The organism is Pedobacter sp. A2324 (genome assembly GCF_059693705.1).
Genome location: NZ_JCASSK010000001.1, coordinates 667,319 through 691,785, shown reverse-complemented (window position 1 = coordinate 691,785; position 24,467 = coordinate 667,319). Strand labels below are relative to the sequence as shown.

Here is a 24,467-nt window from a genome sequence, read left to right as displayed (position 1 = left end):
TTGAAAAATCAAAACAGCTATGGCACTGGTTTTGATTAAAACGGATATATGAACTTCAACAATTTTACAATAAAAGCCCAGGAAGCGATTCAACAGGCTTCTGAAATAGCCCAGGGCAATCAGCAACAAGCTATTGAGACAGCACACCTTTTAAAAGGCCTGCTTACTGTTGATGAAAACGTGGTTTCGTATGTATTGAAGAAATTAAACGTTAATCTGAATTCGTTAAATCAAAACTTAGATGCAGAGATTGGCAGGTTCCCGAAAGTGAGTGGAAGTAATGTCTATCTGTCATCAAATACCAATAGTGTTTTACAAAAAGCGCAGACTTTTTTAAAGGAATTTAAGGATGAGTTTGTATCTGTAGAACACTTACTATTAGGCATACTTGCTATTAATGACAGCACATCAAAACTGTTGAAAGAACAAGGTGTAAATGAAAAAGACCTTAAAAAAGCAATTACTGAATTGCGTGGCGATAGCCGTGTAACTGATCAGAATGCGGAAGCGACCTATCAGGCATTAAGCAAGTATGCACGAAACCTGAACGAATACGCGGAGAGTGGAAAGTTAGATCCCGTGATTGGCCGTGACGAGGAGATTCGTCGTGTAATCCAGATTCTGTCACGTAGAACAAAAAATAATCCTATTCTGATTGGCGAGCCAGGTGTTGGTAAAACTGCTATTGCTGAAGGAATTGCCTTCCGTATCATTAAGGGTGATGTACCAGAAAACCTTAAAAGCAAAACTGTTTTCTCACTGGATATGGGTTCCTTAATTGCCGGAGCAAAGTATAAGGGCGAATTTGAGGAACGCTTAAAAGCAGTTGTGAAAGAAGTGACACAAAGTGATGGCGACATAGTATTGTTTATCGATGAGATTCATACCTTAGTTGGTGCCGGCGGCGGTGAAGGCGCGATGGATGCAGCTAACATCCTCAAACCAGCATTGGCACGCGGCGAGTTGAGAGCCATCGGCGCTACTACTCTTGATGAGTACCAAAAATACCTGGAAAAAGATAAAGCATTGGAACGCCGTTTCCAAAAGGTGATGGTAGAGGAACCAGATACGCAGGATGCCATTTCTATTCTTCGTGGTTTAAAAGAGCGTTATGAAACGCACCATAAAGTAAGGATTAAAGACGAGGCGATAATAGCGGCAGTTGAAATGAGCCAGCGGTATATCGCTGATCGTTTTCTTCCTGATAAGGCAATCGACTTAATGGACGAGGCTGCATCAAAGCTGCGCATGGAAATGGATAGCGTACCGGAGCACGTAGATGCTTTAGACAGAGAAATTATGCGTCTGGAAATCGAACGTGAGGCTATAAAACGCGAAAAAGATGATAAAAAAGTAAAAGATCTATCAGAGGAGATTGCCAATTTATCAGCAGAGCGTGATGAATTCAAAGCGAAGTGGCAGGGTGAAAAAGACCTGGTAGATGCTGTGAATAACCAACTGGAAGCTATTGAGCACTACAAGCTGGAGGCAGAGCAGGCAGAGCGCGCAGGAGACTATGGTAAAGTTGCCGAAATCCGTTATGGTAAAATAAAAGAAGCGCAGGATCAGGTTTCCAAGTTGAAAGCAGATCTGGAGAGTCAGCAAACGGATAGCCGCATGCTGAAAGAAGAAGTTACTGCCGATGATATTGCTGGCGTTGTAGGCAGGTGGACGGGAATACCCGTTACCAAGCTGATTGCCAGTGAACGGGAGAAATTATTGAACCTGGAAGCGGAATTACATCAAAGGGTAGCTGGACAGGATGAGGCCATTGAGGCTATTTCTGATGCGATACGCCGCTCGCGTGCAGGATTACAGGATAAGCGGAAGCCAATCGGATCATTTATTTTTCTGGGAACTACTGGTGTGGGTAAAACAGAGCTGGCAAAGGCACTTGCAGAATTTCTATTCAACGATGAAAATGCTTTAACGCGTATTGATATGAGTGAATATCAGGAGCGTCATGCTGTTTCCCGCCTGATTGGAGCGCCCCCGGGATATGTTGGTTATGATGAAGGCGGACAATTAACTGAAGCAGTGAGACGTAAACCCTATTCAGTGGTATTGCTTGATGAAATTGAAAAAGCGCATCCAGATGTATTTAACATCCTGTTACAGGTATTGGACGATGGCCGCCTGACCGATAATAAAGGGAGGACGGTAAACTTTAAGAACACGATTATCATCATGACCTCAAACATAGGGGCTCATTTGATCCAGGATAATTTTAAAGATTTGAGCGACGAAAACCGCGATGAGGTGATTGCCAAAACTAAAAACGAATTGTTTGAAGTACTCAAACAAACCATTCGTCCAGAGTTTTTGAACCGTATTGATGAACTGATTATGTTTACACCGTTAAACCGCAGCGAAATCAGGGATATTGTTGCTTTACAATTTAAACAGGTACAGCAAACCCTTGCGGAGATGGGTATCGAAATGGATGCCAGCGATGAAGCTTTGGATTGGCTGGCGCAATTGGGGTACGATCCGCAGTTTGGAGCCAGACCGCTGAAGAGGGTTATCCAAAAGAGAATCTTAAACGAATTATCGAAAGAAATACTGGCAGGTAAAGTAGACAAAGAGAGTAAAATAAAACTCGATATGTTCGATCACAATTTTGTGTTCATCAATCAGAAACAAGGTTAGGCCTGGCTTATCCGACAAGAAATCCCGCAGATGATCATCTACGGGATTTTTTTTTATTTCTTCTTTGTTTCGATATTAGGCAGGAAGCCGGTAAGTAGTCCGATCAGGGGTAGAAAAGCACAGATGCTGAACACATAATTTATTCCTTTTCCATCGGCAAGTTTACCCAACAGTGCCGATCCTATTCCGCCCATTCCAAAAGCGAAACCGAAAAACAATCCTGCTACCAGTCCAACCTTACCTGGAATAAGCTCCTGGGCATACACCAGAATAGCTGAGAAAGCAGAGGCGAGAATCATTCCGATGGGAACAATCAAAACACCAATCCAGAACAAACTGGCATGGGGCAGTAACAGTGCGAAAGGTGCGGTACCGAGAATTGAAGCCCAGATCACATATTTCCTGCCAATCTTATCCCCTATTGGCCCGCCTAATAAGGTTCCGGCGGCAACAGAGAATAAAAATACGAAAAGGTAAACCTGAGAAGTTTGAACAGATACGTGAAACTTATTAATCAGATAAAAAGTAAAGTAGCTGGTTAAACTCGCCATATAAAAGTATTTGGAGAAAATCAGCAACAGCAATATACATACGGAGAATATCACTTTCCTGCGGGAGAACTGATTTATTACAATTTGGGCATTAACCTTTTTCGCTCTTGCTAAAATAAAGCCCTTGTACCAGTTCCCGACAAAAGTTAAGATGACGATGGCCAATAGTGCAATAAATGAAAACCACACCACGCTAAACTGACCATATGGAACAATTATCCAGGCGGCCAGAAGCGGACCTAATGAACTTCCGGCATTGCCACCCAATTGGAAAACAGATTGGGCAAGGCCTCTCTTACCGCCTGATGCCGCATGTGCCATTCGGGAGGCTTCCGGATGAAAGACAGATGAACCTACTCCAATCAGTGCCACAGACATGAGTATGGTGTAAAAATTTTGCGACTGCGACAGGGTAATTAATCCGGTTAGGGTAAAGCCCATCCCTATTGCAAGAGAATAAGGCTGAGGTTTTTTATCGGTATAGAGCCCTACGAAAGGTTGCAACAATGAAGCTGCCATTTGAAAGGTTAAAGTGATTAAACCAATTTGCGAGAATGTTAAATGGTAGCTGGTTTTGATGATTGGGTAAATAGCCGGAATAAGCGACTGTATGGTATCATTCAATAAATGAGAAAAACTCAGTGCAAATAGAATCGGGAATACTGTTTTTTCGATTAGAGATTGTGTAGAAGTATTTTCGGTCATAATGGGATATTGATATCTTCAAATGTAACGATTAAATATTTTTTCAATCCGCAGACATGTCCTTGCAATTTTAAAAGATTTTTAGCAGACAGTGTTACGCAGGCGGAACGAGATTGTAAAGCACTACCAACGCGATGTACTATGATCCGCGGGATTGATGTGGGCAAAAGGTGGCTGAAAGGTGGGGAAAAGGTGGGTAGAAACAATACTGATGCAAATCATTTATTCCTAAAAGATGTCAAAACTACCGAAATAATTCTGACAATAATACAAAAAAAAGCGGCTTGTCAGTCTGTCACGATCCAAAAATTAATCACTTGATTGATTTTTAGTCACCATAAAATAATATTGATTTAATACTAAATTTATATCTGTTTACTAATGAATAACTTGGATAAAATCTGATTTTTTGATGACGCTGACAGGGTTTTTCGGCATAACTGTTGACTTTAATCCAAATATAGTCAGAAATTAAAAAAGTAAAAATGGCTATAAATTTTAACATATATAATTAATAAAACGATGAAAAAATTATTATTATCATTGGTAGCAGTAGCAGGATTGTTCTACAGTGCAAACGCACAAACTGAAAAAGGTAAATTCATTTTAGGTGGTAACGTTGGCTTCAGTTCTTCAAAGGTTGAAGGTGCTGCTAAGTCGGACATCGACTTTAGCGTTGTTCCCAGTATTGGTTACTTTGTAGGCAACAATTTTGCAATTGGTACCGGTGTTGGTTATACTTATTCCAAAACGGTTAGTGGTGGTGCTTTGAACAGAAACCAGGTGGGTGCTTTTCAGGTATCTCCTTTTGGACGTTACTATGTAGGTTTATCAGACCAGTTTAAATTCTTCGGACAGTTATCTGTTCCTATGGCATTCGGAACGGCTAAAACTGTTGATGCAAATGGCGATACTGGTTCAAAATACGCATCGACAACCTCAATTGGTGTAAATGTATCTCCAGGTTTTGCTTTCTTCCCAACTAAAAGAATTGGTATAGAGGTTTCTGTAAATGGTTTAGGTTATGCTAACAATCAGATTAAAGAAGAAGCTACAGGTGCAAAAACTACCAGTAATTCATTCGGATTGGAAGCTGATACCTTCGCTCCAAAATTAGGCGTGCAGTTTCACTTTTAATCGCTGATTAAATAATAAAGCCGCGGCCGCGCAGATGACTAATTCTGCGAGCTGCGGCTTTTGTATGTTCAACCTATTTCTTCTCTCTGATGGCCTTGAATTCTGAGCCGTCTTTCCATTTCGGGTAAGTATCTTCATTGCTGATCCGAAAACCCATATCAAACAACATTCTTACATCTTCGGTGATGCCAGATAAATCCCATGTTTTGGGATCAAAATTATCCTGTGGAGAATGGTATCTGGATTTGGTAAAATCGGCTACCTGTTTTAAGCCCCACTCCCGGCCATTTTTCACGTTATCAACTCCGGAACCCGTGAATAAGGATGGAACACCAAACTTAGCGAGATTAAAGTGATCAGAACGGTAGTACAAACCTGATGAAGGAACAGGATCGGGAACAATTACACGTCCTTGTTTTTTAGCAGATGCAGCCGCGTAATCTTCCAGTTCAGATTGTCCGTAACCATACACCACAATATCTTTGGTTTTGCCGGCAATCCCCATCATGTCCATGTTAATATTGGCAACGGTTTTCGATAAAGGAAATGCCGGATGTTTGGCATAATACTCTGATCCCAGCAACCCTTGTTCTTCGCCTGTATAAGAAACGAACAAAATTGATCTGCCTGGTTTTCTGTCTAATTTTTTAAAGGCCGAAGCAATTTCAAAAAGAGACGCCACGCCAGTAGCATTATCTACAGCTCCGTTATAAATCGAATCGCCCTGAATTTTCTCCCCTATTCCCAAATGATCCCAATGTGCCGAATAGATAATTGCCTCATCCTTATGTTTATCCCCAGAAATTTTTGCCAGCACGTTATAGCTCACAGATTTTTTAACCGAATTCTTTACAGTTAACGATGTGGAAACATGCAGATCAACTGCTTTAAAATCCTTTTTACCGGCATCTTTCATTATCTTCTCAGTCTGTCCTGCCAGTTTAAACAGTTCCTTTGCCTTGTCTAAACTTATCCATCCTTCAACTACAGTACGGTTCATTCCATTGTCTTCAGATTGAAGGGTGAGCTTGGATTTAGACCATCCACTCCTTACTACACTCCACGGATAGGCAGCAGGCTCTGTGTCATGAATGATCAAAATCCCGGCAGCTCCTTGTCTGGATGCCTCTTCGAATTTATAAGTCCAGCGTCCGTAATAGGTCATATTTTTCCCTTTAAACAAAGTTGAATCTGCAAAACCCGGATCGTTGATCATCACTACTACCGTTTTACCTTTTACATCCAGATTTTTATAATCATTCCAGCCATATTCAGGGGCCACTATGCCGTAACCTGCAAATACTAGAGGAGAATTTTTGATACTAACCTGATTTTGCACCCTGCGTGAGCCTGCAACAAAATCGGTCAAGTAGTTTAGATTTACCGATCCCGTTTGCCCCGTTATCGTCATTTGCTGGTCGGGTACAGATTTAATTTCTACCATGGGCACTTCCTGAAAATAGCTATCGCCATTTCCCGGCTCAAGGCCAAGTTCGTCGAATGATTTTTTGAGATAACTGATGGTTTTAGTTTCTCCGATGGTGAAAGGTTTCCTACCCTGAAGACTATCAGCAGCAATAACAGACAAATATTGAGTAAGGCTTGAGTCGTTTATGGCTTTAATGGCCAACGAATCTGGTCCATCTGAATTGCTTTGAGCAGATTGCTTGCATGATGAAAAGCAAAAAGCAACTGCTACCAAAAAAAGAATGGGTTTAGTCATTAGAAATAAGTTTAGGAGGGTAATTTAGAGAATTTAAATTTGCCACGGAAACACGGAATACACAACGCGCTTTTCTGAACCTCCGTGGCAAATTACATTAACTACTGTTTTCCGTTTTGTTCAATGTCCCTGTCCATCTCTACTACGTCAACATCGCTGGGCTCAGAAAAATCTCCGATGAGATATTTATTAAAGTGATCGGCAAGTTTCCAGAATGCATATTCCGTCATATCGCCAAAGCCATGACGCTGTCCGGGGATGATCAGGAAATCGAAACGTTTACCAGCTTTCATTAAAGCATTGGCTACCCGAATGGAGTTGGCCGGGTGAACATTATTATCCACGTCGCCATGCATTAGTAATAGATGACCTTTCAGGTTTTTAGCTAAGTCAGGATTTTTATCGATGCTATATTTAAAAGAAGTATCGCCTTTTAAAGAAACTACCTCTTTAACACCATGGTGTTTCTCACTCCACCAGCGGTTGTAAATGCTATTGTCGTGATTTCCGGCGTTGGAAACCGCAGCCTTAAAGAAATCAGGATAAACCAGCATGGCCGCGGTAGACATGAAACCACCACCAGAGTGACCGGTTATGCCGACTTTAGACTCATCGATATAGGAATACTTTGAAGCCAGTTGCTCTATTGCCGTTTTTTTATCTGCTAGGCCATAATCCCGAAGATTTCCGTAACCATAAGTATGATACCATTTTGAGCGCGATGGATTGCCACCACGGTTACCAACTGTAATTACGATATAGCCAAATTGGGCTAAACGTTCCGTACGGTCCATACTTTTGCTAAACGCTTTGTTTACCGCTTCAGTTTGCGGGCCTGGATAAACGTACTCAATGATCGGGTACTTCTTGTTCGGATCGAAGTCGAATGGCTTGTACATCACACCGTATAAATCGGTGATACCATCATCAGCCTTCACTTTAAAGGGCTCCGGAAATTTGTAACCTGCAGTGATCAACAGTGATAAATCGGTCGTTTCCAGGTCCATCACTTTTTTGCCGCTTTTATCATATAGTGTTGATTTTGGTGCGGTGTTAACCCTCGAGTAGTTATCAACAAAATAAGTATTATTGTCATTCATGCTTGAAGCATGATCAAAGTCACCTGTATTGAGCAACTTCATATTAGAACCGTCAAAATTGATGCTGTACAAATGCAGGTAGTATGGGTCTTCCTTAGCCTCTCTTCCGTTAGCCGTGAAGTAAAGAACCCGGTTTTTTTCATCTACATTTACAATACTTTCACAATGGAAAGCACCTTTAGTAATTTGATTTTTAAGTTTACCGTTACCATCGAAAAGGTAAAAATGCGCCCAGCCGTCGCGTTCGCTCCAATGAATGAGTTCTTTGCCATCATTCACCAAACCCGGGCGATTCACTTCTACATAGGTATTGAAGCGTTCGTCGATCAGTGGTGTGACTTTTCCTGTTGCAATATCTACCGTACCGATATCAATGCGTTTTAAATCTCGGCTGGTACGTGAAAAATAGAAGCGGCTCTCGTTACCTAACCAAACTGATGGACGGAATTCGTTATCGCGGTCTTTTGCCAGCGATGGCTTGCCCCAAACACCTACACTTTGATCCTTAAAAGCAGCAATAGTTAATTTCTTATAGGTTTTAGCAGTAAAGTCGAAAAGCAATACCTCATCCTGTGGTGCTTCAGCTTCTCCCGGCATCTGATATTTGTAAGTCTCCAGTGTTGGTCGGCCCGGCGTTACGCTATTGATTACCCACAAGTCTTTTACCTTACGTGAATCTGTTCTGTCTAAAACGAAATACCTGGCATTTGGTGACCAAAGTACATAGGCCCCGCGACGTTTTTTATTGTTCTTTTCATTTTCAACATTATTTTCTCCATCTCCATCACTTCCGTAAGAATAAAACTTTACACCATCTTTTGTGAGCTGATGTTCTACAATGGTACTATCATCCTCATTTTTAACGGCTTTCTTGTAATTCTCTTTATCCATCCAATAGAGATTATAGTTTCGCGAGAAAATAATTGCAGATGAGTCGGGAGCTACTGAACCCCATGTAGGCTTAGGTTTTGGTTTACTGAAATTCGGAATTTCAGTAAGTTTGGCAGAGGCAAGTTCATACCTAAACGAGTAAATCTTTTTCTGCATGGAGTCGGCCGCTTTTTTGTCTTTGCGGTCTTTTTTCAACTCATCGATTGTGCTTTTCACTTCGAAAGTTACGCTTTTCTCATCGGGAGAGAATTTAAGATTCTCCAGTGGCAAATGTTCCGCATCAAAGGGATCACGTACAATCAGGGTGATATCAGATGCTATTTTGGCATTATCGAAAAGCTGTTTTTTGGTCTTTACGGCAGGATCAACAAGGTACCAAAACTTACCTTTAGGAGTTTCAAAAGTATACCAGAACCGGTTGGTTAATTTCAACCAGTGCGGATCAACCGATGTTGAATACACCATTTTTTTCAATTTATTTGGAGAAAATCTTGATGCCAGCTGGTAATTTGCTTTAGGTTGAGGCTGAATATTCTCAGTAATGGTAAATGTTTTAGTTTGAGCAGCCAGGGTTAAAGACAGAAACTGCCCGCATAAAAGGAGTTTGTAAAATTTATTCATCTAGGTTTATTTGAACTGCTAAATTATTTAATTATAGCCTATTAATATCAGTCAACTTTGTAATAAAACGGATAGTTTGGTCATCGCTCTACCAAATGAAATAGTTATCAACACCAGTTTATTTGACGTTGAATATTTGACATAATTTCTAGTTTTGTAAACATATTTACTTAGAATGAAATACAAATTACTAACCATTATAGCGGCTGGAAGCATTTTACTGGCCAGTTGTCAGTCTAAATCACAAACAGAGACTTCAAGTTCAAAGGATTCTACCCAACAGGTAAGTCCTGCTACAGGAAATTCAAGTCCGGCTGTAGATGTTTCAAAGATAAAAGTGGCAGATGCCAAAACCATCCTTGCGCGCAAACAGGTTCCAATTTTATGTTATCACCAGGTAAGAAACTGGAAACCTACAGATGGAAAAGTAGGTAAAGACTACATTGTAGAAATCCAGAATTTCAAGGACCAGATGAAAATGCTGTCGGACAGTGGATACCACACCATTTTACCTGATCAGTTATATGCTTATCTTAATACGGGTGCCACTCTACCAAGTAAACCCATTATGCTTACTTTTGATGATACCGATGAAGATCAGTTTACGATTGTAAGGCCAACGCTGGATAAATTGGGATACAAAGCCGTTTATTTTATCATGACGGTATCAATTGGCAGAAAGGGAAAGTTTGTGGATTACATGAGCAAAGAGCAGATCAAACAACTATCGGATGAAGGGAACGTTATTGGCTCGCATACCTATGACCACAAGAACTTCAAAAAATATGCTGGTAAAGACTGGGAAGAACAGTTAGACAAACCTACAAAAAAACTGGAGGAAATTACCGGTAAGACCATGACTGAGTTTGCCTATCCTTTTGGTTTATGGAACGCGGAAGGAATTCCTGAATTGAAGAAACGCGGTTTCAGAATGGCCTATCAGCTGTCGACCAAACGTGACGAGAAAGATCCGTTGTTTACCATCCGCAGGATAATTGCCAGTGGTTACTGGAGTCCAAAAACATTAAGCAATAGCATAAAAAACAGTTTCTAAAATTAAAGCATATAAAACCGTTGTCTTATTGAGGACAACGGTTTTCTTTTACCTGATATCACCACATATCTTCTCATGAAAAGATTTTCGTTACTGGCCATGGTTATTCCGGCCCTTATCGGATCCTGCACTGCTGATTCGAAAAAACAGGTTTCACAAAACAAAAAAGATAGTACAGAAATACAGGTTACAGATAGCGTTAACCGCAAAGCCGCAAATAACAAAACTATTCTGGCTCGGAGAGAAGTGCCTGTGTTATGCTATCATCAGATCAGAAACAATATTGCCAGCGACAGTAAGCGCGCATACGACGATATCATTTCGCCAGACAAATTCAGAGAACATATTAAAATGCTGGCCGATAGTGGCTATCAAACCATCCAGCCAGACCAGCTTTACAATTACCTGGTGTACGGCGCAAAACTTCCTGATAAACCAATCATCATCAGTTTTGATGATACCGATGAAGATCAGTTTACTGTTGGCAATACAACCTTAAAAAAATATGGTTTCAAAGGTGTTTATTTCATCATGACTGTATCTATCGGCAGAAAAGGTAGAATCAATTACATGACCAAAGCGCAGATTAAGCAATTAGCTGATGAGGGTAATACCATCGCCAGCCATACTTACGACCATAAAAACTTTGCACAATTTACTGAAGAAGACTGGAAGACACAAATTGATGAACCCACCAGAAAACTTGAAGAAATAACGGGTAAGAAAATAGAATACTTTGCCTATCCTTATGGTGTGTATAAATCGTCGACTTTACATAAACTCAAAGAACATGGCTTCAAGGCCGCTTTCATTCTTTCGACTGCGAGAGATGAACAATATCCCCTCCTTACCATTAGAAGAATTATAGATCCGGGTAGATACACGGCTAAAAATCTATATTACAGCATCAATAAGAGCTTTAATAAAACAAAATCATAGTTTCGTATGTAGGTTTAACGTGAGGTCATCTATTATACTATGAAAAAATACATCTTACCTGCACTGCTAGGGTTATCCATATTAACTGCCTGTAACCGTAGCAAAGAGGGTCAACAAAGTAGTACAGAAGCGGATAGTACCGCCACTGTACGTAAAGAACTTGAACAAAACTTTTATAAGCGACTGGAGGGAACCATTGCGGGAAAAACGGTTGTAATGAACTTGCAGAAAATTGACGGCGATTACGATGGCGATTATTACTACGACGGTTACTGGCTGAATTTATCTACGGATACTATTATCGGTAAAGACAGTATTGTATTGTTTGAAAACAGTTATTATGATTATTACTTTGACAAAGCGGCAAAGCAACCGCGCTTGTCGCTGAAATGGACGGGCAATGGTTTTAGCGGAAGCTGGACAAGTGGAGATCAATCAAAAACCTTTCCGGTTAGTCTTGCCGAAAAGTACCCTGAAGGAAGTTACGAATTTAAAGCAGGCATAGTTGAAGATTCTGTAAAGGCCTTTGATGGCCAGGTCAAATCGCCCGTTGCAACCATCAGCTTTGAATATGTTAAACCGGTTAAGAGTGGTGAGCATGAAAAATGGCTCGACAACCAGTTAAAACGAATTTCGGGAATCAGGTTAGGTAAGGTAGATAGAGAACCGGGGTTTAAAAGCATTGCTGAAGCCTATTTTAGCGATTACAAAAAGGAGATTGCAGAACAGCAGAAAAACGGTCCGGACCGGGGTTTTATGCAGTGGATGAATTATACCAATAACAGTCAGCAATCTCTGGCTTACAACGAGCACGGTTATGTGGTGATTGATTTCCTGGCAGATAGCTATACCGGAGGCGCACATGGCAATTATAGCAGTACAATGTATTGCCTTGACGTTCAGAATAAAAAACAAATGATTCTGAGCGATGTGGTCAAAATTGATTCAACTACCTTGCAGGGCTTATTGGAAAAAAACCTGAGAAAGCAATACAATATTAAGACCGGCGAGGCATTGAGCACAGTGCTTTTCGATAACTTCCTCAAACCAAACGGCAATTTTTACTTCAACAGCAAGGGCCTGGCCTTTATGTATAACCCCTATGAAGTAGCGAGCTATGCACAAGGCCAGATTGTGGTATTCATTCCGTTTAATGAATTAAAAAGTTACGTCGTACCTGCTTTTGCAGAAAGAATCGGACTGAAATAACCTGATGTTATTTTACAATAACATCTGATACTTCGATGAGCTCGGGACCACCTTCAACAGGGTAGCCTGAAACCTTTGTACCTTTCAAAGAAACCTGTTTATCCAGATAGGTATCTAAATTTAATGAACTGCTTTTTAAGGCATAGGGTTTCCCTCCCGAGTTAATGGTATGCGTACCATATTGGTAGGTAGTTATACCCATTTTCTGTAAGTTTCCCGTTAGGGAAACGACATCAGAACCACTGGTGTTTTGCATTGAGCTGCAGCCAGAAAGGGCAGCTACGAATAAGGTTAACATGAGTATTTTTTTCATGATGCAGTTAATTATTTATTTATAACCAAGGAACATCAGAAAGCTAATAAAGTTCTTTTTGGAATTCAAAAAAATACTGCACCGCCTTCACTAGTCGGCTCCCATACCAGCTGAACATTTCTCCATCTACCAGCATTATTCTGATATCAGGAAGTGCAGCCTGAATTTCCTCAATATGTTTTTCTCTAAACGGATACGGCTCTGATGAAAGCAAGACCAGTTCACAGTTAGCGGCTTTCAGCTGCTCCATTGTAATTTCGGGATAGCGATCTTGCCTGATGACATTAGTCATTCCGTTTGTTGACAATACATCATTGATGAAGGTATTGTAACCTGCTGCCATAAATGGTTTTCGCCAGATGAGGTAGGCCACCCTCTTATTAATATTGTGCTGTAGGGCAAGTGTCTTTAAATCGTTAAAACCTGCTGATATGAGGTGATTAAGGTAAGCGGCTTCGGGTTCCCGATCTACCAGTCCTCCTATCTGACTGATGGTTTTCATGGCATCCTCTACTGTAAAAATATCACTCATCCATACCGGAAAATCCCTGGCAAGCTCTTCGATATCACTTTGCGTATTTTCTTCCTTATTCCCGATGATGAGGTCGGGCTTCATTGCGCGGATTAAATCGATATTGAGTTTTTTAGTCCCTCCCACTTTTGTTCTTCCGGCAAACTTTTCAATGGGACGAATGCAAAACTTCGTTAGCCCGATGATTTCCTTATCCAACCCTAATTCGAACAGGAGTTCAGTTTGGGATGGAACGACAGAAATAATCCTTTGAGGAGGGAAGTTTATGGTGATTTCATTTCCTAACTGATCGGTAAAGGACTTTTGCATAGCGCAAATATAGGGGTTTTCGCTGTTGCACTTATTACCGTATTTTACTGCGCCCCGAAGAAGAATGCGACGGGGCAGCAGAAAGTATTTTTATTAAGAAAGCTCTATTGGTTAATTTGGTATAAATGATCACCAATTTAGTGATGTACCGCAACATCTTCTTTGATTACTCCATCAGCAATATGCAGAATGCGATTACCATAAGTCGCATTTTTCTCTGAATGCGTAACCTGAATAATGGTGATGCCATCTTCCTGGTTCAGTTTTTTAAATAGAGTCATAATTTCTTCAGCCTGAACGGACTGTAAATTTCCGGTGGGTTCGTCGGCCAGAATCACCGTAGGTTGTGCAGCCAAGGCCCTGGCAATGCCTACCAATTGCTGTTGGCCGCCTGAGAGCTGATTAGGAAAAAGATCTTTCTTCGCTACAATATTGAAACGATCCAACAAATCGGCAATCCTGCTGGCCCTCTCGGAACCCGGTACTTTTTTATACAACAACGGGGCTTCGATATTCTCGTAAACCGTCATTTCGTCTATCAAATGATAAGCCTGAAACACGAAACCGATGTGATTGCGATAAAGTTCTATTCTTTTACGCTCACTGAGGCTGGTTACATTTTCACCTGAAAATTCATAGGTACCATAAGTTGGATCCTCAAGCATCCCCAGGATATTAAGCAAAGTTGATTTGCCCGCTCCCGAAGGGCCCATTATGGACACAAATTCTCCCTGATCAATGGTTGCGCTTACATTGCGGAGCACGTAACTTTTGTTGCCTTTTGAGGCATAGTATTTTTCGATATTTTTTAATTCGATCATCTTTTTAAGGTTAGTGGACGGAAGGTTGAAGGTAAGAAGGTTACGGAGGCATTAGCCTCCGACCTTAAGCCCTTTTACCTTACTGCCCTTATTCATATTTAAGTGCATTAACAGGGTCAGAAATTGCGGCTTTTCTGGCCTGAATACTCACGGTTAAGATTGCAATAAAAACAGAAATTAAGGTCGATATTATGAAGGGTACTATCGGCATTTCAATGCGGTAAGCAAAACCATCAAGCCATTTTTTAATAATAATATAGGCTACAGGCCAGCTGATCAGGTTAGCAATAATCACCAGGATCAGGAACGATTTGTTCAGCAGATTAATAATCTGGACATTTGATGCGCCAAGCACTTTTCTCACAGCAATTTCCTTGGTACGGCGTTTGGCTACAAAAGTAGAAAGTGCAAATAAGCCAAGCAGCGATAAGGATACAGAAATAGCACTAAAAAGGATGATCATGTTAATAAAACGCTTATTATCCTGAAGAGTATTTGAAAATGCATCATCCAGAGAGCTGTATTCCATTGGGAAATTTGGGTAAATCGCTTGCCACTCTTTCTCAATTTTACCAATCAAGGTCTGATATTCTGAAGTGGTAAACCTGACTAATAAATTATTTGTATTTGATGTTCCGCCCAAGCTTGTAACTTTATATACTGTTGGCAAAACTGATTTATCAAAACCTTCATTATGATAGTTTTTAATCACTCCAACAATTTGAAAAATATTTGTTTTCCCTTCCCAATCCGCTTTTCCATAGGTTTGCCCGATTATATTCTTACCAAATAAAGCAGCTGCAGCCTCATTTAAAACCACAGTATTCACTGTATCCTGTTTATATTCCTTAGAAAAGATTCTTCCGGCTATCAATTTTACTCCTAACGCAGGTAATGCATCCATCGTAACTGTAACCGTATTAAGATTAATGGTACTTCCCTTATATTTTACCTCCTCCGGAACATTAAAAGTATTTCCCATTACCTGTGTGGTGGTTGCAACATACTGTATTCCGGGAATCTTCTTTAACCGTTTGGCAAACTTCTCTTCGTAATTGGTTTTGATATTAATCAGATTTGCCCTTTCAAATCCTAAATCCTTGTTAATTATAAAGCGGGACTGCATTTGCATTACCCCTATTGCTATGATGAATGTAACTGAGATAATAAACTGAAAGACTACCAGCACATTACGTAGTGCAATACCTTTTAAACCATTTTCATAATTGCCTTTGAGTACAGATACAGGATTATAATTGGATAAAATCCACGAAGGATAAAAACCTGCAACCAAAGTTACAAAAAAGAATAGTCCAAATAGCTGGCTTAGCATAACAGATAGTTGCGCGTTATGCCAGAAACTTAAATCAACTTTAAACTGATGATTAAAGGCAGGTAATACCATCTCAATTAAAATGATACAGATAAAAAGAGATATAATACTTTGAAGCGCTGACTCAATTAAAAACTGCACAGTTAATTGTGCCCTGTATGATCCCAGTACCTTTTTTACCCCAACTTCTTTTGCACGTTGAACCGATTGGGCAGTTGCCAGGTTGATAAAATTAATTACCGATACCAACAACAGGAATGCCGATATCGCTATCACCGGTTTTAGCTTTTCGAACCAATTAATGGTGTATGGCGGATTACCATGAACCTCTTTTATTGGAATCACTTTCAAACCTGGTAATTTTCCATCCTTGTATAAATCATTGTAGGTTGTTTTTTGTCCATTTAAGAGGTTCTTTTTAAAATCAATATACAGTTTTTGTAAGGTTTGATTAAGCACGAGTGTATCACTTAACTTATTTAATTTAGCGAAAACCAGGCAATAGTTATTGCTGGTTGGATTTTCAGGATCACTGTCTCTATCGCCTGTCCGGCTAATGGCATTAAAGCTCACACTTTGTGGTGATTGCGGATCTGCAACAACCCCAGTAATTGTTAACAGGTTTCCGGCGTCGCTTCTCCATCTTATCATTCTGACAGTTTTCCCGAGCACTTTGGTTGTTCCGAAGAGTTGTATAGCGAGACTCTCTTTCAATACAATAGTTTCTTTTCTCTTCAGGGCTTTGTCTGCGCTCCCCTGAATAAACTGGTAAGGAAATACATGGAAGAAACTGCTGTCGGAATCCTTGATTTTAGTAATCATAACCGGATCAGCATTGTCTACCTTTAAGGAATACCCACCTCTGAAATCCCATTCATTGTCTACTTTAGTTACAGCAACTGCCTGAGGTAACTTATCTCGCACCATTGCAGCCACCCTGCTGTTTGCTATCTCATTCCAATGTTCTTTGTTATCTGGCGTGAAAAAATCATGTTTCTCCCTGATTTGGTATATATTTTTTAAGTCAGGCGACCAAGTGTCGTAACTTTCTTCATGATTGATGTACAATAGCATCAGTACAAAAGCGGTTAGGCCTAGTGCCAGTCCACCGATATTAATGGCAGCATATACTTTGTTCTTCCAAAGGTTCCGCCAGGCAATTTTGAGGTTGAGTTTGAACATATCTTTAATTGTTGGAAGTTAAAAAGATTGAGAGCCGGAAGGTGTTGGTTACTCTAGCCTTCACCTTCCGGCCTTCCACCTTCCTGCGTTTACTCATATTTCAGTGCATCAATGGTATTGGTTACTGCAGCTTTGTAAGACCTGAGACTTACGGTAACTAAGGTAATCACCATGGAGATTACCATCGCCAGTGCAAATGGCCATATACTGATATCAATGCGGTAAGCAAAGCCTGAAAGCCATTTCGAAATAAATAAATAAGCCAGGGGCCACGCCACGATATTGGCAATAAAAACCATGACCAGAAATGATCCGTTGAGCATTTTGACCAATTCAATAGTTGAAGCACCTAGTACTTTCCTGATGGCTACTTCTTTGGTTCGCTGGGTAGCCACAAAAGAAATTAAGCCGAATAACCCGATAAAGGAAATGAAGATGATGACACCAGCAAAGAATTTAAATAAAGTTCCCATGATTCTCTCAGTTTCGTAGTACTGACTGATATCATCATCAACAAAGGAGGAGCTGTAAAAATTCTCAGGAAAAGTGTCATTCCAGATTTTTTCTATTTGTGGCATCACCGAAAGGATGAGCCTGCTATCCATTTTAACGGCGAGGTTCCGGTAACTTTCTTTCATTGGCACGATCACTATGGGTGATATCGGATCATGTAAACTCAGGTTGTTAAAATCTTTTACTACTCCTACAATGGTACCCTCTTTCCCCCATAATCTGATCTTTTTACCCAGCGCGTCGTTAAAGTTAACAACATTCAGTTTTTTGAGCATGGTTTCATTAACCACGAGCTCTTTGATTGTATCACTTTTGGAAAAGCCTTTGCCGGCAACAAATATCATCCCAAAGGTGTCGAAGTAATGCTCATCTGCTACTTTTGTATTGGCCTGAAAATTGGCCGTTTCAGTACCATTGTATTTAAAATTGCTTTCGTTATTGTTGCCCGATGAAGGCGGATTTCTACAAAAGCTGGTAGATACCACGCCAGGCAGTTTTGAGATCCGCTCCTGAAACACCTGGTATTTCAATACACTTAAACTATCGTTTCTCACACTCACCATTGCTATTGCAGAGGGGTTAAAACCGAGTGGTTTTTCTCTCATATAGTTCATCTGTCGCAATACTACCAGTGTACCAATAATAAGCACTACAGTAATTGTGAACTGCACAATAACCAATATTTTGCGTAAACTCAGGCCACCTGCATTGGCAGTAATTTTATTTTTGATAGCTAAAGCCGGACTGAATTGCGACATTACCATCGCCGGATAAAAACCAGCAAGTAAGCTTACAACCAGTACCAAAGCAATCATAAAAATAAAAATCACCGGATGTTGAATGATACTAAAGGAAATATCATCATGAAATAACTTTTTCATACCAGGTAAAGCAACTTCAGTTAATACGCAGGCAACAAGTAATGATAGTGTACTTATCGTTAGCGTTTCTGTTAGGAACTGAACAACCAGTTGTCTTTTCAGGCTGCCCATTACTTTGCGAACCCCAACTTCTTTACTTCTGCTAACGGCCTGGGCTGTGGCCAGGTTAATAAAATTGATGCATGCTGTAAGCAGTAGAAAAACACCGATGATCGCCAGGCCATAAAGTTCTTTGCGGGGCATTGTTTTATTGGCAAAATTCCCCAGATTATCGTTGTAATGAATATCTGTTAAGGCTTGTGCGCTCACTTCCTCCTTAGATGACGCATTTTTTTCAAAGTATTTTTCAGAAAACTTAGGTAGTGCGGCTCTTATTTCATCAATTGATACACCCTTCTTTAAAAAGAAGTAACACTCATCATTCGATGAGGTGTTTCCCCACTGATCGAATTTCTCATCTTTATAACTTCTAAACGTTTGATACGAGACCACAATATTAAGGGGGAAAGAGGTGTTTTCAGGCATATCTTCAAGAATACCAGTCACTCTAAAGTTTTCTCTGTTTTGGTAATTGATGGTTTTACCGATCGCTTTAGTCCAGTCCCCAAAAAACCTGGCAGCCATCTGCTTTGATAAAACAACCGTGTGAGGTGCCGTTAATGATTCATCGGGATTTCCCTGTAGCCACTTAAAACTCATGATCTCGAAGAACGCCGGGTCTGCATAAAACACGTCCTCCAGCACTTTCACTCTTTCCTTTCCAGAAAAATCTTTTACTTTTATAATTCCGCCGTCCTGCCGGATGGCTCCAACCTTTTCAATTTGATTTTTAAAATCATTCCTCAACGCATCCGGAGCGGGCTTCGGCACGCCCTGCGATTCCTCAAACCCATCTCCTGAAGTCCAGTTGGTAGTTAAGCGATAAATCCGCTTCTGATCTTTAAAACCTTCATCAAAACTCATCTGATAGCGGATGAAAATAAAAATAAGGATACAGCTGGCCATGCCTATAGAGAGACCCAGAATATTAATGAATGTATAACCCTTGTTTTTCCAAAGGTTTCGCCAGGCGATTTTAAGGTTGAGTTTGAACATATTTTTAAAGGTTGAAGGTTAAAAACCTTGAAGGCTGGAAGGTGTTGGTTGCTTTAGCCCTTCACCTTAAACCTTCCACTTTCCTATCTTTATTCATATTTAAGGGCGTCTACTGGGTTGGCCTTAGCTGTTTTGTAAGCCTGGAAGCTTACGGTGATCAATGCCATGCCCAATGTTCCGATCGCGGCTACGGGAATAATCCACCAGCTGAATTCGGTGTGAAATTCGAAATTATTCAGCCATTTCCCCATAGCGAAATAACTTATCGGTACAGCAATGATGATGGCAGCAATAATCATTTTAATAAATGAAATTGATAGCAGCTGCATTAAGCTGGTTACCGATGCGCCGAGCACTTTCCTAACGCCAAACTCTTTGGTCCTTTGCTCTGCACTATAGGCCACTAGGCCAAATAAGCCTAAACAGGAGACGAAAATTGCCAGTCCGCCGAAGAGGTTGGAAAGGATCCCAAGCGTTTTTTCAGATTTATATTTGTCCTGATATAATGAATTGATAAAAGTAATTTCAGTTGGATAGGCAGGATTAAAAGCCTTTGTAATTCTGTTAATCGTTTCGATATTATGTTGCAGATTGTTGGTATTGTTCAAACGCATTGTTATCGTGCCGGTTTGAGCGGGATTTAGAAAAACAACCTGTGGATTGTTGGATTTGTATGGAGAATCCCACACGTAGTCGTCAAAAACGCCGATAATATAGGCAGTTGTGCCGAAAAGGGTTACTTTTTTGCCGATTGGATTTTTATAGCCAAATACTTTTACGGCCGATGCGCTTACCACCAACGCACCGGTATCTGAAGCGAAGTCCTTTGAAAAATCTCTTCCCTGCACTAGTTTGATTCCGTTTGTTTTGATAAAGTCGTAAGTGGTAGCCACCTGATTAAACATCACCGTATTTTCTATTTTGGTCATCCCATCCCATTTGATATCCATGAAATTACGGCCACGGTGGGACAAGCTAACAGATGACTGATACATCGAAGTAATTGCTCCAGACTTGAGCATTTCCGTTTTAAATAAATCAAATTTTGTTTTTAATTCACCATCCTGCGGGATTTCGACCAAGGCATTTACATCGAAACCTACCGGCCTGTTTTTAATATATTGAATCTGCCGATAGATCACCAAAGTTGAGATAATGAGAATGATGGCAAAGCAAAACTGCCCGATAACCAATACCTGCCTTAAACTAATCTTTAAAAAGCCGCTTGTTCTGATCTTTCTTTTTAAAGTTTGGATGGGGTTAAAAGACGACAAATAAAATGCGGGGTAACTGCCTGCAATTAATCCTGTGATAATCACAATCCCAAATATACCGATCCAGCTTGCCGCATTGAAATATGAAATACCCAGATTAATGTTTAACAATCGGTTAAAAGCAGGTAATAGCAGCTCTAATAAAGCTATGGCCAACACAACCGCAACCAAGGTTAACACCATCGATTCGGTTAAAAACTGCATTACAAGTGAAGTACGGTTTGCACCGATTGTTTTCTTTATGCCTACTTCTTTGGCTCTTTTCTCTGACTTTGCGGTGGCCATATTCATGAAATTGATGCAGGCAATCAATAATATCCCGAAAGCAAGACCCATAAAAAGCCAGATCTGTTCAATATCTCCTCCTGCCGGTTGGCCATTCTCAAACTTGCCAAACAAGTGCATTTTACTTGCCTGATATAAGAAATGAGGTTGAGATTGTGGGGTTTGCTCCGTATTTGCTTTTACCAAAGCCTCTACTTTACGGTTAACTAAATCAATATTTGCATCGGGATTGAGCGAAACCATGGTTACAAAACTGTAATTGTTCCAGTTCAAATCTTTAGCATCCGGGTAAACCATCTCATAGAACGACCATGGCATTAAAAAATCAAAACGGTTCGAACTGTTTTCCGGCAAATCTTTAATTACCCCGGTAATGGTAAGGTTATCTTTATCCTGATAACGGACCGATTTGTTTAGCACATCGGCCGTTCCGAATAAGGTTTTGGCTGTGCTTTCTGTTAAAATAACCGACAGTGGGTTTTGTAAAGCTGTTTTCGGGTCGCCTGAGATAAATTGATAATCATACATCCTAAGAATATCAGGTTCAGCAAACTTCGAGTCTTTTTTATAACTATTTTGTCCATTGGCGATTAAGCTTTTTTTGCCATAATCCATACGGGCAACATATTTTACCTCGGGTAAATTTTGTTTTAACAGCTGCCCGAGAGCAGTGGTTGAACCATTAAAAGTATGTGCAATTTTACCCCCCTCGCCAGGAACATTAGTCATTGCCATATACACATTTTTCCAATTTTTAGCTTGCTTATCGAAATTCCATTCGTATGAAACATATAACAGCAACATTAAACAAGCTGCCAGGCCAATAGCTAAACCAACAACATTGATGAACGAAGATGTTTTATTCTTCCAAAGGTTTCGCAATGCGATTTTTAAGTTTAATCTAAACATATCTTTTAAGTTGAGGGATGAAAGGTTAGATGGTTGAGGTATAGCCTTAATTATTCGTATTTAAGTGCGTCAACAGGATTAGCTTTTACAGCCTTATTGGCCTGGATGCTCACGGTAATGATGGTTAATAAAATAGTGATCAGCGCACTGCTAATAAAGGGTAAAATGGGCAGATCGATTCGGTAAGCAAAAGTTTCGAGCCATTTTTTAGTGAGGATATAGGCTATGGGCCACGAAATAACATTGGCCACAAGCACCATTAAAAAAAATGAGCTGTTTATGAGTCTGAAGATCTGGATATCGCTCGCTCCCAGAATTTTGCGTACGGCAATTTCTTTGATACGGCCATTGGTAATGTATTTCGCGAAAGCGAACAGGCCCAAAACCGCGATGAAAATGGTTAACATTGCCGCCGCAAAAAATACGGACTGTAGCTGCTCTTGTTTTTTGAAAAGTTTTCCATAAAGCTCGTCCAAAAATTCATACCGAAAATCTTCTCCGTCCAGCTTGTTGATTTCCGGCCATTGCGATTTCAAGGCAGCCAAAGCATCGGCCATTTTGTTTTCTTCGATTTTGAGCATGATTTGCAGTTTAGCATTTCCGCAGGAATTTTTCATAGCATAAATGGTTGGCTGAACTGCGCTCTCAAAACCCTGTGCCTTGAAATCTTTAGCTACGCCAACTATTTTATAATCGGTATTGCAGCCCCTAATGGTTTGACCGATAGGGTTTTTAATCCCATATTTTGCTACTGCGCTTTCATTGATTACGGCAGAATTTGCAGTATCTGTTTTAAAAGCAGAGGAGAAAAACCGCCCTTCCTTAAGTTTAATACTCAGGGTTTCGAAATAATCAAAATCTACATCTACAAAATCGATGCTTGCATTTACACCGTTCACGGTATAACCGTTCGAACCGTTTTCTGCGCCATCGGGCACATCGGTAGCCACGGTTGCCGACTTAATCCCGGGGATTTTCAAGATTTTCTCTCTGAGGGGTTCGAATTTGGCCGGATTGTTAAAGTATGCTATATTTTTAATAAACACCACCTGATTGGCATTAAAGCCCAAATCTTCGCTCCGCATATATTTAAGCTGCGAGTTGATGATAAATAAACCTATAATAAACACAACAGCAATACTGAACTGAAAAACCAATAAACCGTTACGTAGCCAATAGCTTTGTTTACTGGTCGAAAAATTCCCTTTAAGTACCAATGCAGGTTTAAAACCAGATAATACCATTGCCGGGTAAATACCTGCAATAAGGGTAATCATGCAAAGAATTAGCGGCAACTGCCAAAACAGATGATTATCAATATGCCAGATGGATAACTTAATCTGAAAAAGATTATTGAATGCGGGCAAAACCAATTCGGCTACAATTAAACCTAGTATGGTAGCGGCAAAACACTGCATAAAGATTTCGACTAAAAACTGGGTTGTCAATTGCAGGCGATAAGCGCCCATTACTTTTTTAACCCCAACTTCTTTAGCACGTTTGGTAGCCTGTGCAATGCTCAGATTCGTGAAATTGATACAGGCAATAACCAAAATTAAAATTCCCAGAACAGAAAGTGCGAGTAATATCTTGTAAGGTGCGTCACTCCCAGCTTTTGGTTTTAAATGCTGATTGGCAAGCGGATCTAAAAACGTAGAAACACTTTTTATCTCCTCAATCGTTTTCTTGTCAGTTTCTCCCTTTAATAATTCAGACCGATATAAATTAGTAATTTTTTGTTCAAGATTAGCTACATCAGTTCCCGGTTTAACCTGAATGTAAGTAGTATAATTGTTGTAACCATAGTTTTCGCCCTGTCCCAGCTCATTGGCGATTGATATTCCATCAAAAGTGATGTTAGAGTGTAAATCGTTAAGGATGGAACCATTTATTTTGCTTTTTATACCCGAATTGCTACTTCCTACGGCTACCATTTCCGGGCTGTTGTCTTTTTTATCTGGGAAAAGCGTTTTCATGTTCTCATTACTCAAATATGAAAGTCTTTCTATCTCGCCATTTGGCTTTTCAAGCCCGCCGGTAGGTTTCAAATTTAAAATTTTAGCAGCACTGTAGTCGGCCTGCATAAAATTTTTGGCAAAAAGTGCATTGTTGCCATTTTTCAATGCCAATTCATAGAAGCCCTTTTTCGTAATCCCCGCCAATTCTACTTCAGGGAAACTATTTTTTATGGCTTTGGCCAAGGGAGGGGAAGTATAATTTGTAGTGAAATCGGGTTCGGTTCTTCCTACCACATAAATGTTATCGTAATTAGGGTTATTCTTATCGAAACCAGTTTCATAACTGAAATACATTACAACTAAAATAAATGCTGCTAAAGCGATTGCCAGGCCACCAACATTAATGGTTGTGATCCCTCTGTTTCTCCAAAGGTTTCGCAATGCGATTTTTAAATTGAGTTTGAACATATTTTTTAGGGTTGA

The 24,467-nt window shown here is 40.2% G+C and carries 15 protein-coding genes; 5 read left to right on the top strand and 10 right to left on the bottom strand.

Features of this window, described 5'->3' with window-relative positions; translation table 11 throughout:
• Window positions 1–48 precede the first annotated feature (48 nt).
• On the top strand, window positions 49–2,649 hold the full coding sequence (gene clpB / locus AC570I_RS02945) for an ATP-dependent chaperone ClpB (protein WP_497404274.1): 2,601 nt from the start codon (window positions 49–51) through the stop codon (window positions 2,647–2,649).
• A gap of 53 nt (window positions 2,650–2,702) precedes the next feature.
• Here clpB and AC570I_RS02940 read toward each other — a convergent pair whose 3' ends face one another.
• The gene (locus AC570I_RS02940) at window positions 2,703–3,905 is read right to left on the bottom strand and encodes an MFS transporter (protein WP_497404273.1); all 1,203 of its coding nucleotides are present in this window, start codon (window positions 3,903–3,905) and stop codon (window positions 2,703–2,705) included.
• A gap of 522 nt (window positions 3,906–4,427) precedes the next feature.
• Between AC570I_RS02940 and AC570I_RS02935 the strand changes: the two genes are divergently transcribed.
• Window positions 4,428–5,042: an outer membrane beta-barrel protein gene (locus tag AC570I_RS02935; protein WP_497404272.1), complete on the top strand. Its 615-nt coding sequence runs from the start codon at window positions 4,428–4,430 to the stop codon at window positions 5,040–5,042.
• Between the two features lie 73 nt (window positions 5,043–5,115).
• On the opposite strand, the gene AC570I_RS02930 is transcribed toward AC570I_RS02935, so the two are convergent.
• On the bottom strand, window positions 5,116–6,765 hold the full coding sequence (locus tag AC570I_RS02930; RefSeq protein ID WP_497404271.1) for a M28 family metallopeptidase: 1,650 nt from the start codon (window positions 6,763–6,765) through the stop codon (window positions 5,116–5,118).
• A gap of 101 nt (window positions 6,766–6,866) precedes the next feature.
• A complete protein-coding gene (locus AC570I_RS02925; protein ID WP_497404270.1) occupies window positions 6,867–9,377 on the bottom strand; it encodes a S9 family peptidase in 2,511 nt (836 codons plus the stop codon).
• Between the two features lie 175 nt (window positions 9,378–9,552).
• Between AC570I_RS02925 and AC570I_RS02920 the strand changes: the two genes are divergently transcribed.
• The 3 genes from AC570I_RS02920 to AC570I_RS02910 all read left to right on the top strand — a co-directional run bounded on the left by AC570I_RS02920 (window position 9,553) and on the right by AC570I_RS02910 (window position 12,579).
• Window positions 9,553–10,431, top strand: coding sequence for a polysaccharide deacetylase family protein (locus AC570I_RS02920; protein ID WP_497404269.1), 879 nt, complete (start codon window positions 9,553–9,555; stop codon window positions 10,429–10,431).
• 75 nt (window positions 10,432–10,506) lie between these two features.
• A complete protein-coding gene (locus AC570I_RS02915) occupies window positions 10,507–11,370 on the top strand; it encodes a polysaccharide deacetylase family protein (protein ID WP_497404268.1) in 864 nt (287 codons plus the stop codon).
• A gap of 39 nt (window positions 11,371–11,409) precedes the next feature.
• Complete coding sequence (locus AC570I_RS02910; protein ID WP_497404267.1) at window positions 11,410–12,579, top strand: DUF3298 and DUF4163 domain-containing protein; 1,170 nt, start codon at window positions 11,410–11,412, stop codon at window positions 12,577–12,579.
• Between the two features lie 7 nt (window positions 12,580–12,586).
• Here the strand turns inward: AC570I_RS02910 and AC570I_RS02905 are convergent, their stop codons facing one another.
• From AC570I_RS02905 to AC570I_RS02875, 7 genes are all read right to left on the bottom strand, one after another.
• Window positions 12,587–12,892: a lipoprotein gene (locus AC570I_RS02905; RefSeq protein WP_497404266.1), complete on the bottom strand. Its 306-nt coding sequence runs from the start codon at window positions 12,890–12,892 to the stop codon at window positions 12,587–12,589.
• 43 nt (window positions 12,893–12,935) lie between these two features.
• A complete protein-coding gene (locus AC570I_RS02900; RefSeq protein ID WP_497404265.1) occupies window positions 12,936–13,733 on the bottom strand; it encodes a helical backbone metal receptor in 798 nt (265 codons plus the stop codon).
• Between the two features lie 137 nt (window positions 13,734–13,870).
• Entirely contained in the window at window positions 13,871–14,554 is a 684-nt protein-coding gene (locus AC570I_RS02895; protein WP_497404264.1) for an ABC transporter ATP-binding protein, read from the bottom strand.
• An 88-nt stretch (window positions 14,555–14,642) separates the two neighbouring features.
• Window positions 14,643–17,069 carry an ABC transporter permease gene (locus AC570I_RS02890; protein WP_497404263.1) on the bottom strand — a complete coding sequence of 809 codons (2,427 nt, stop codon included), beginning with the start codon at window positions 17,067–17,069 and terminating at the stop codon, window positions 14,643–14,645.
• Between the two features lie 89 nt (window positions 17,070–17,158).
• Window positions 17,159–19,558: an ABC transporter permease gene (locus AC570I_RS02885; protein WP_497404262.1), complete on the bottom strand. Its 2,400-nt coding sequence runs from the start codon at window positions 19,556–19,558 to the stop codon at window positions 17,159–17,161.
• Window positions 19,559–19,647: 89 nt separating this feature from the next.
• Window positions 19,648–22,026, bottom strand: coding sequence for an ABC transporter permease (locus tag AC570I_RS02880; protein ID WP_497404261.1), 2,379 nt, complete (start codon window positions 22,024–22,026; stop codon window positions 19,648–19,650).
• A gap of 50 nt (window positions 22,027–22,076) precedes the next feature.
• On the bottom strand, window positions 22,077–24,452 hold the full coding sequence (locus tag AC570I_RS02875) for an ABC transporter permease (RefSeq protein WP_497404260.1): 2,376 nt from the start codon (window positions 24,450–24,452) through the stop codon (window positions 22,077–22,079).
• Between the last annotated feature and the right edge of the window lie 15 nt (window positions 24,453–24,467).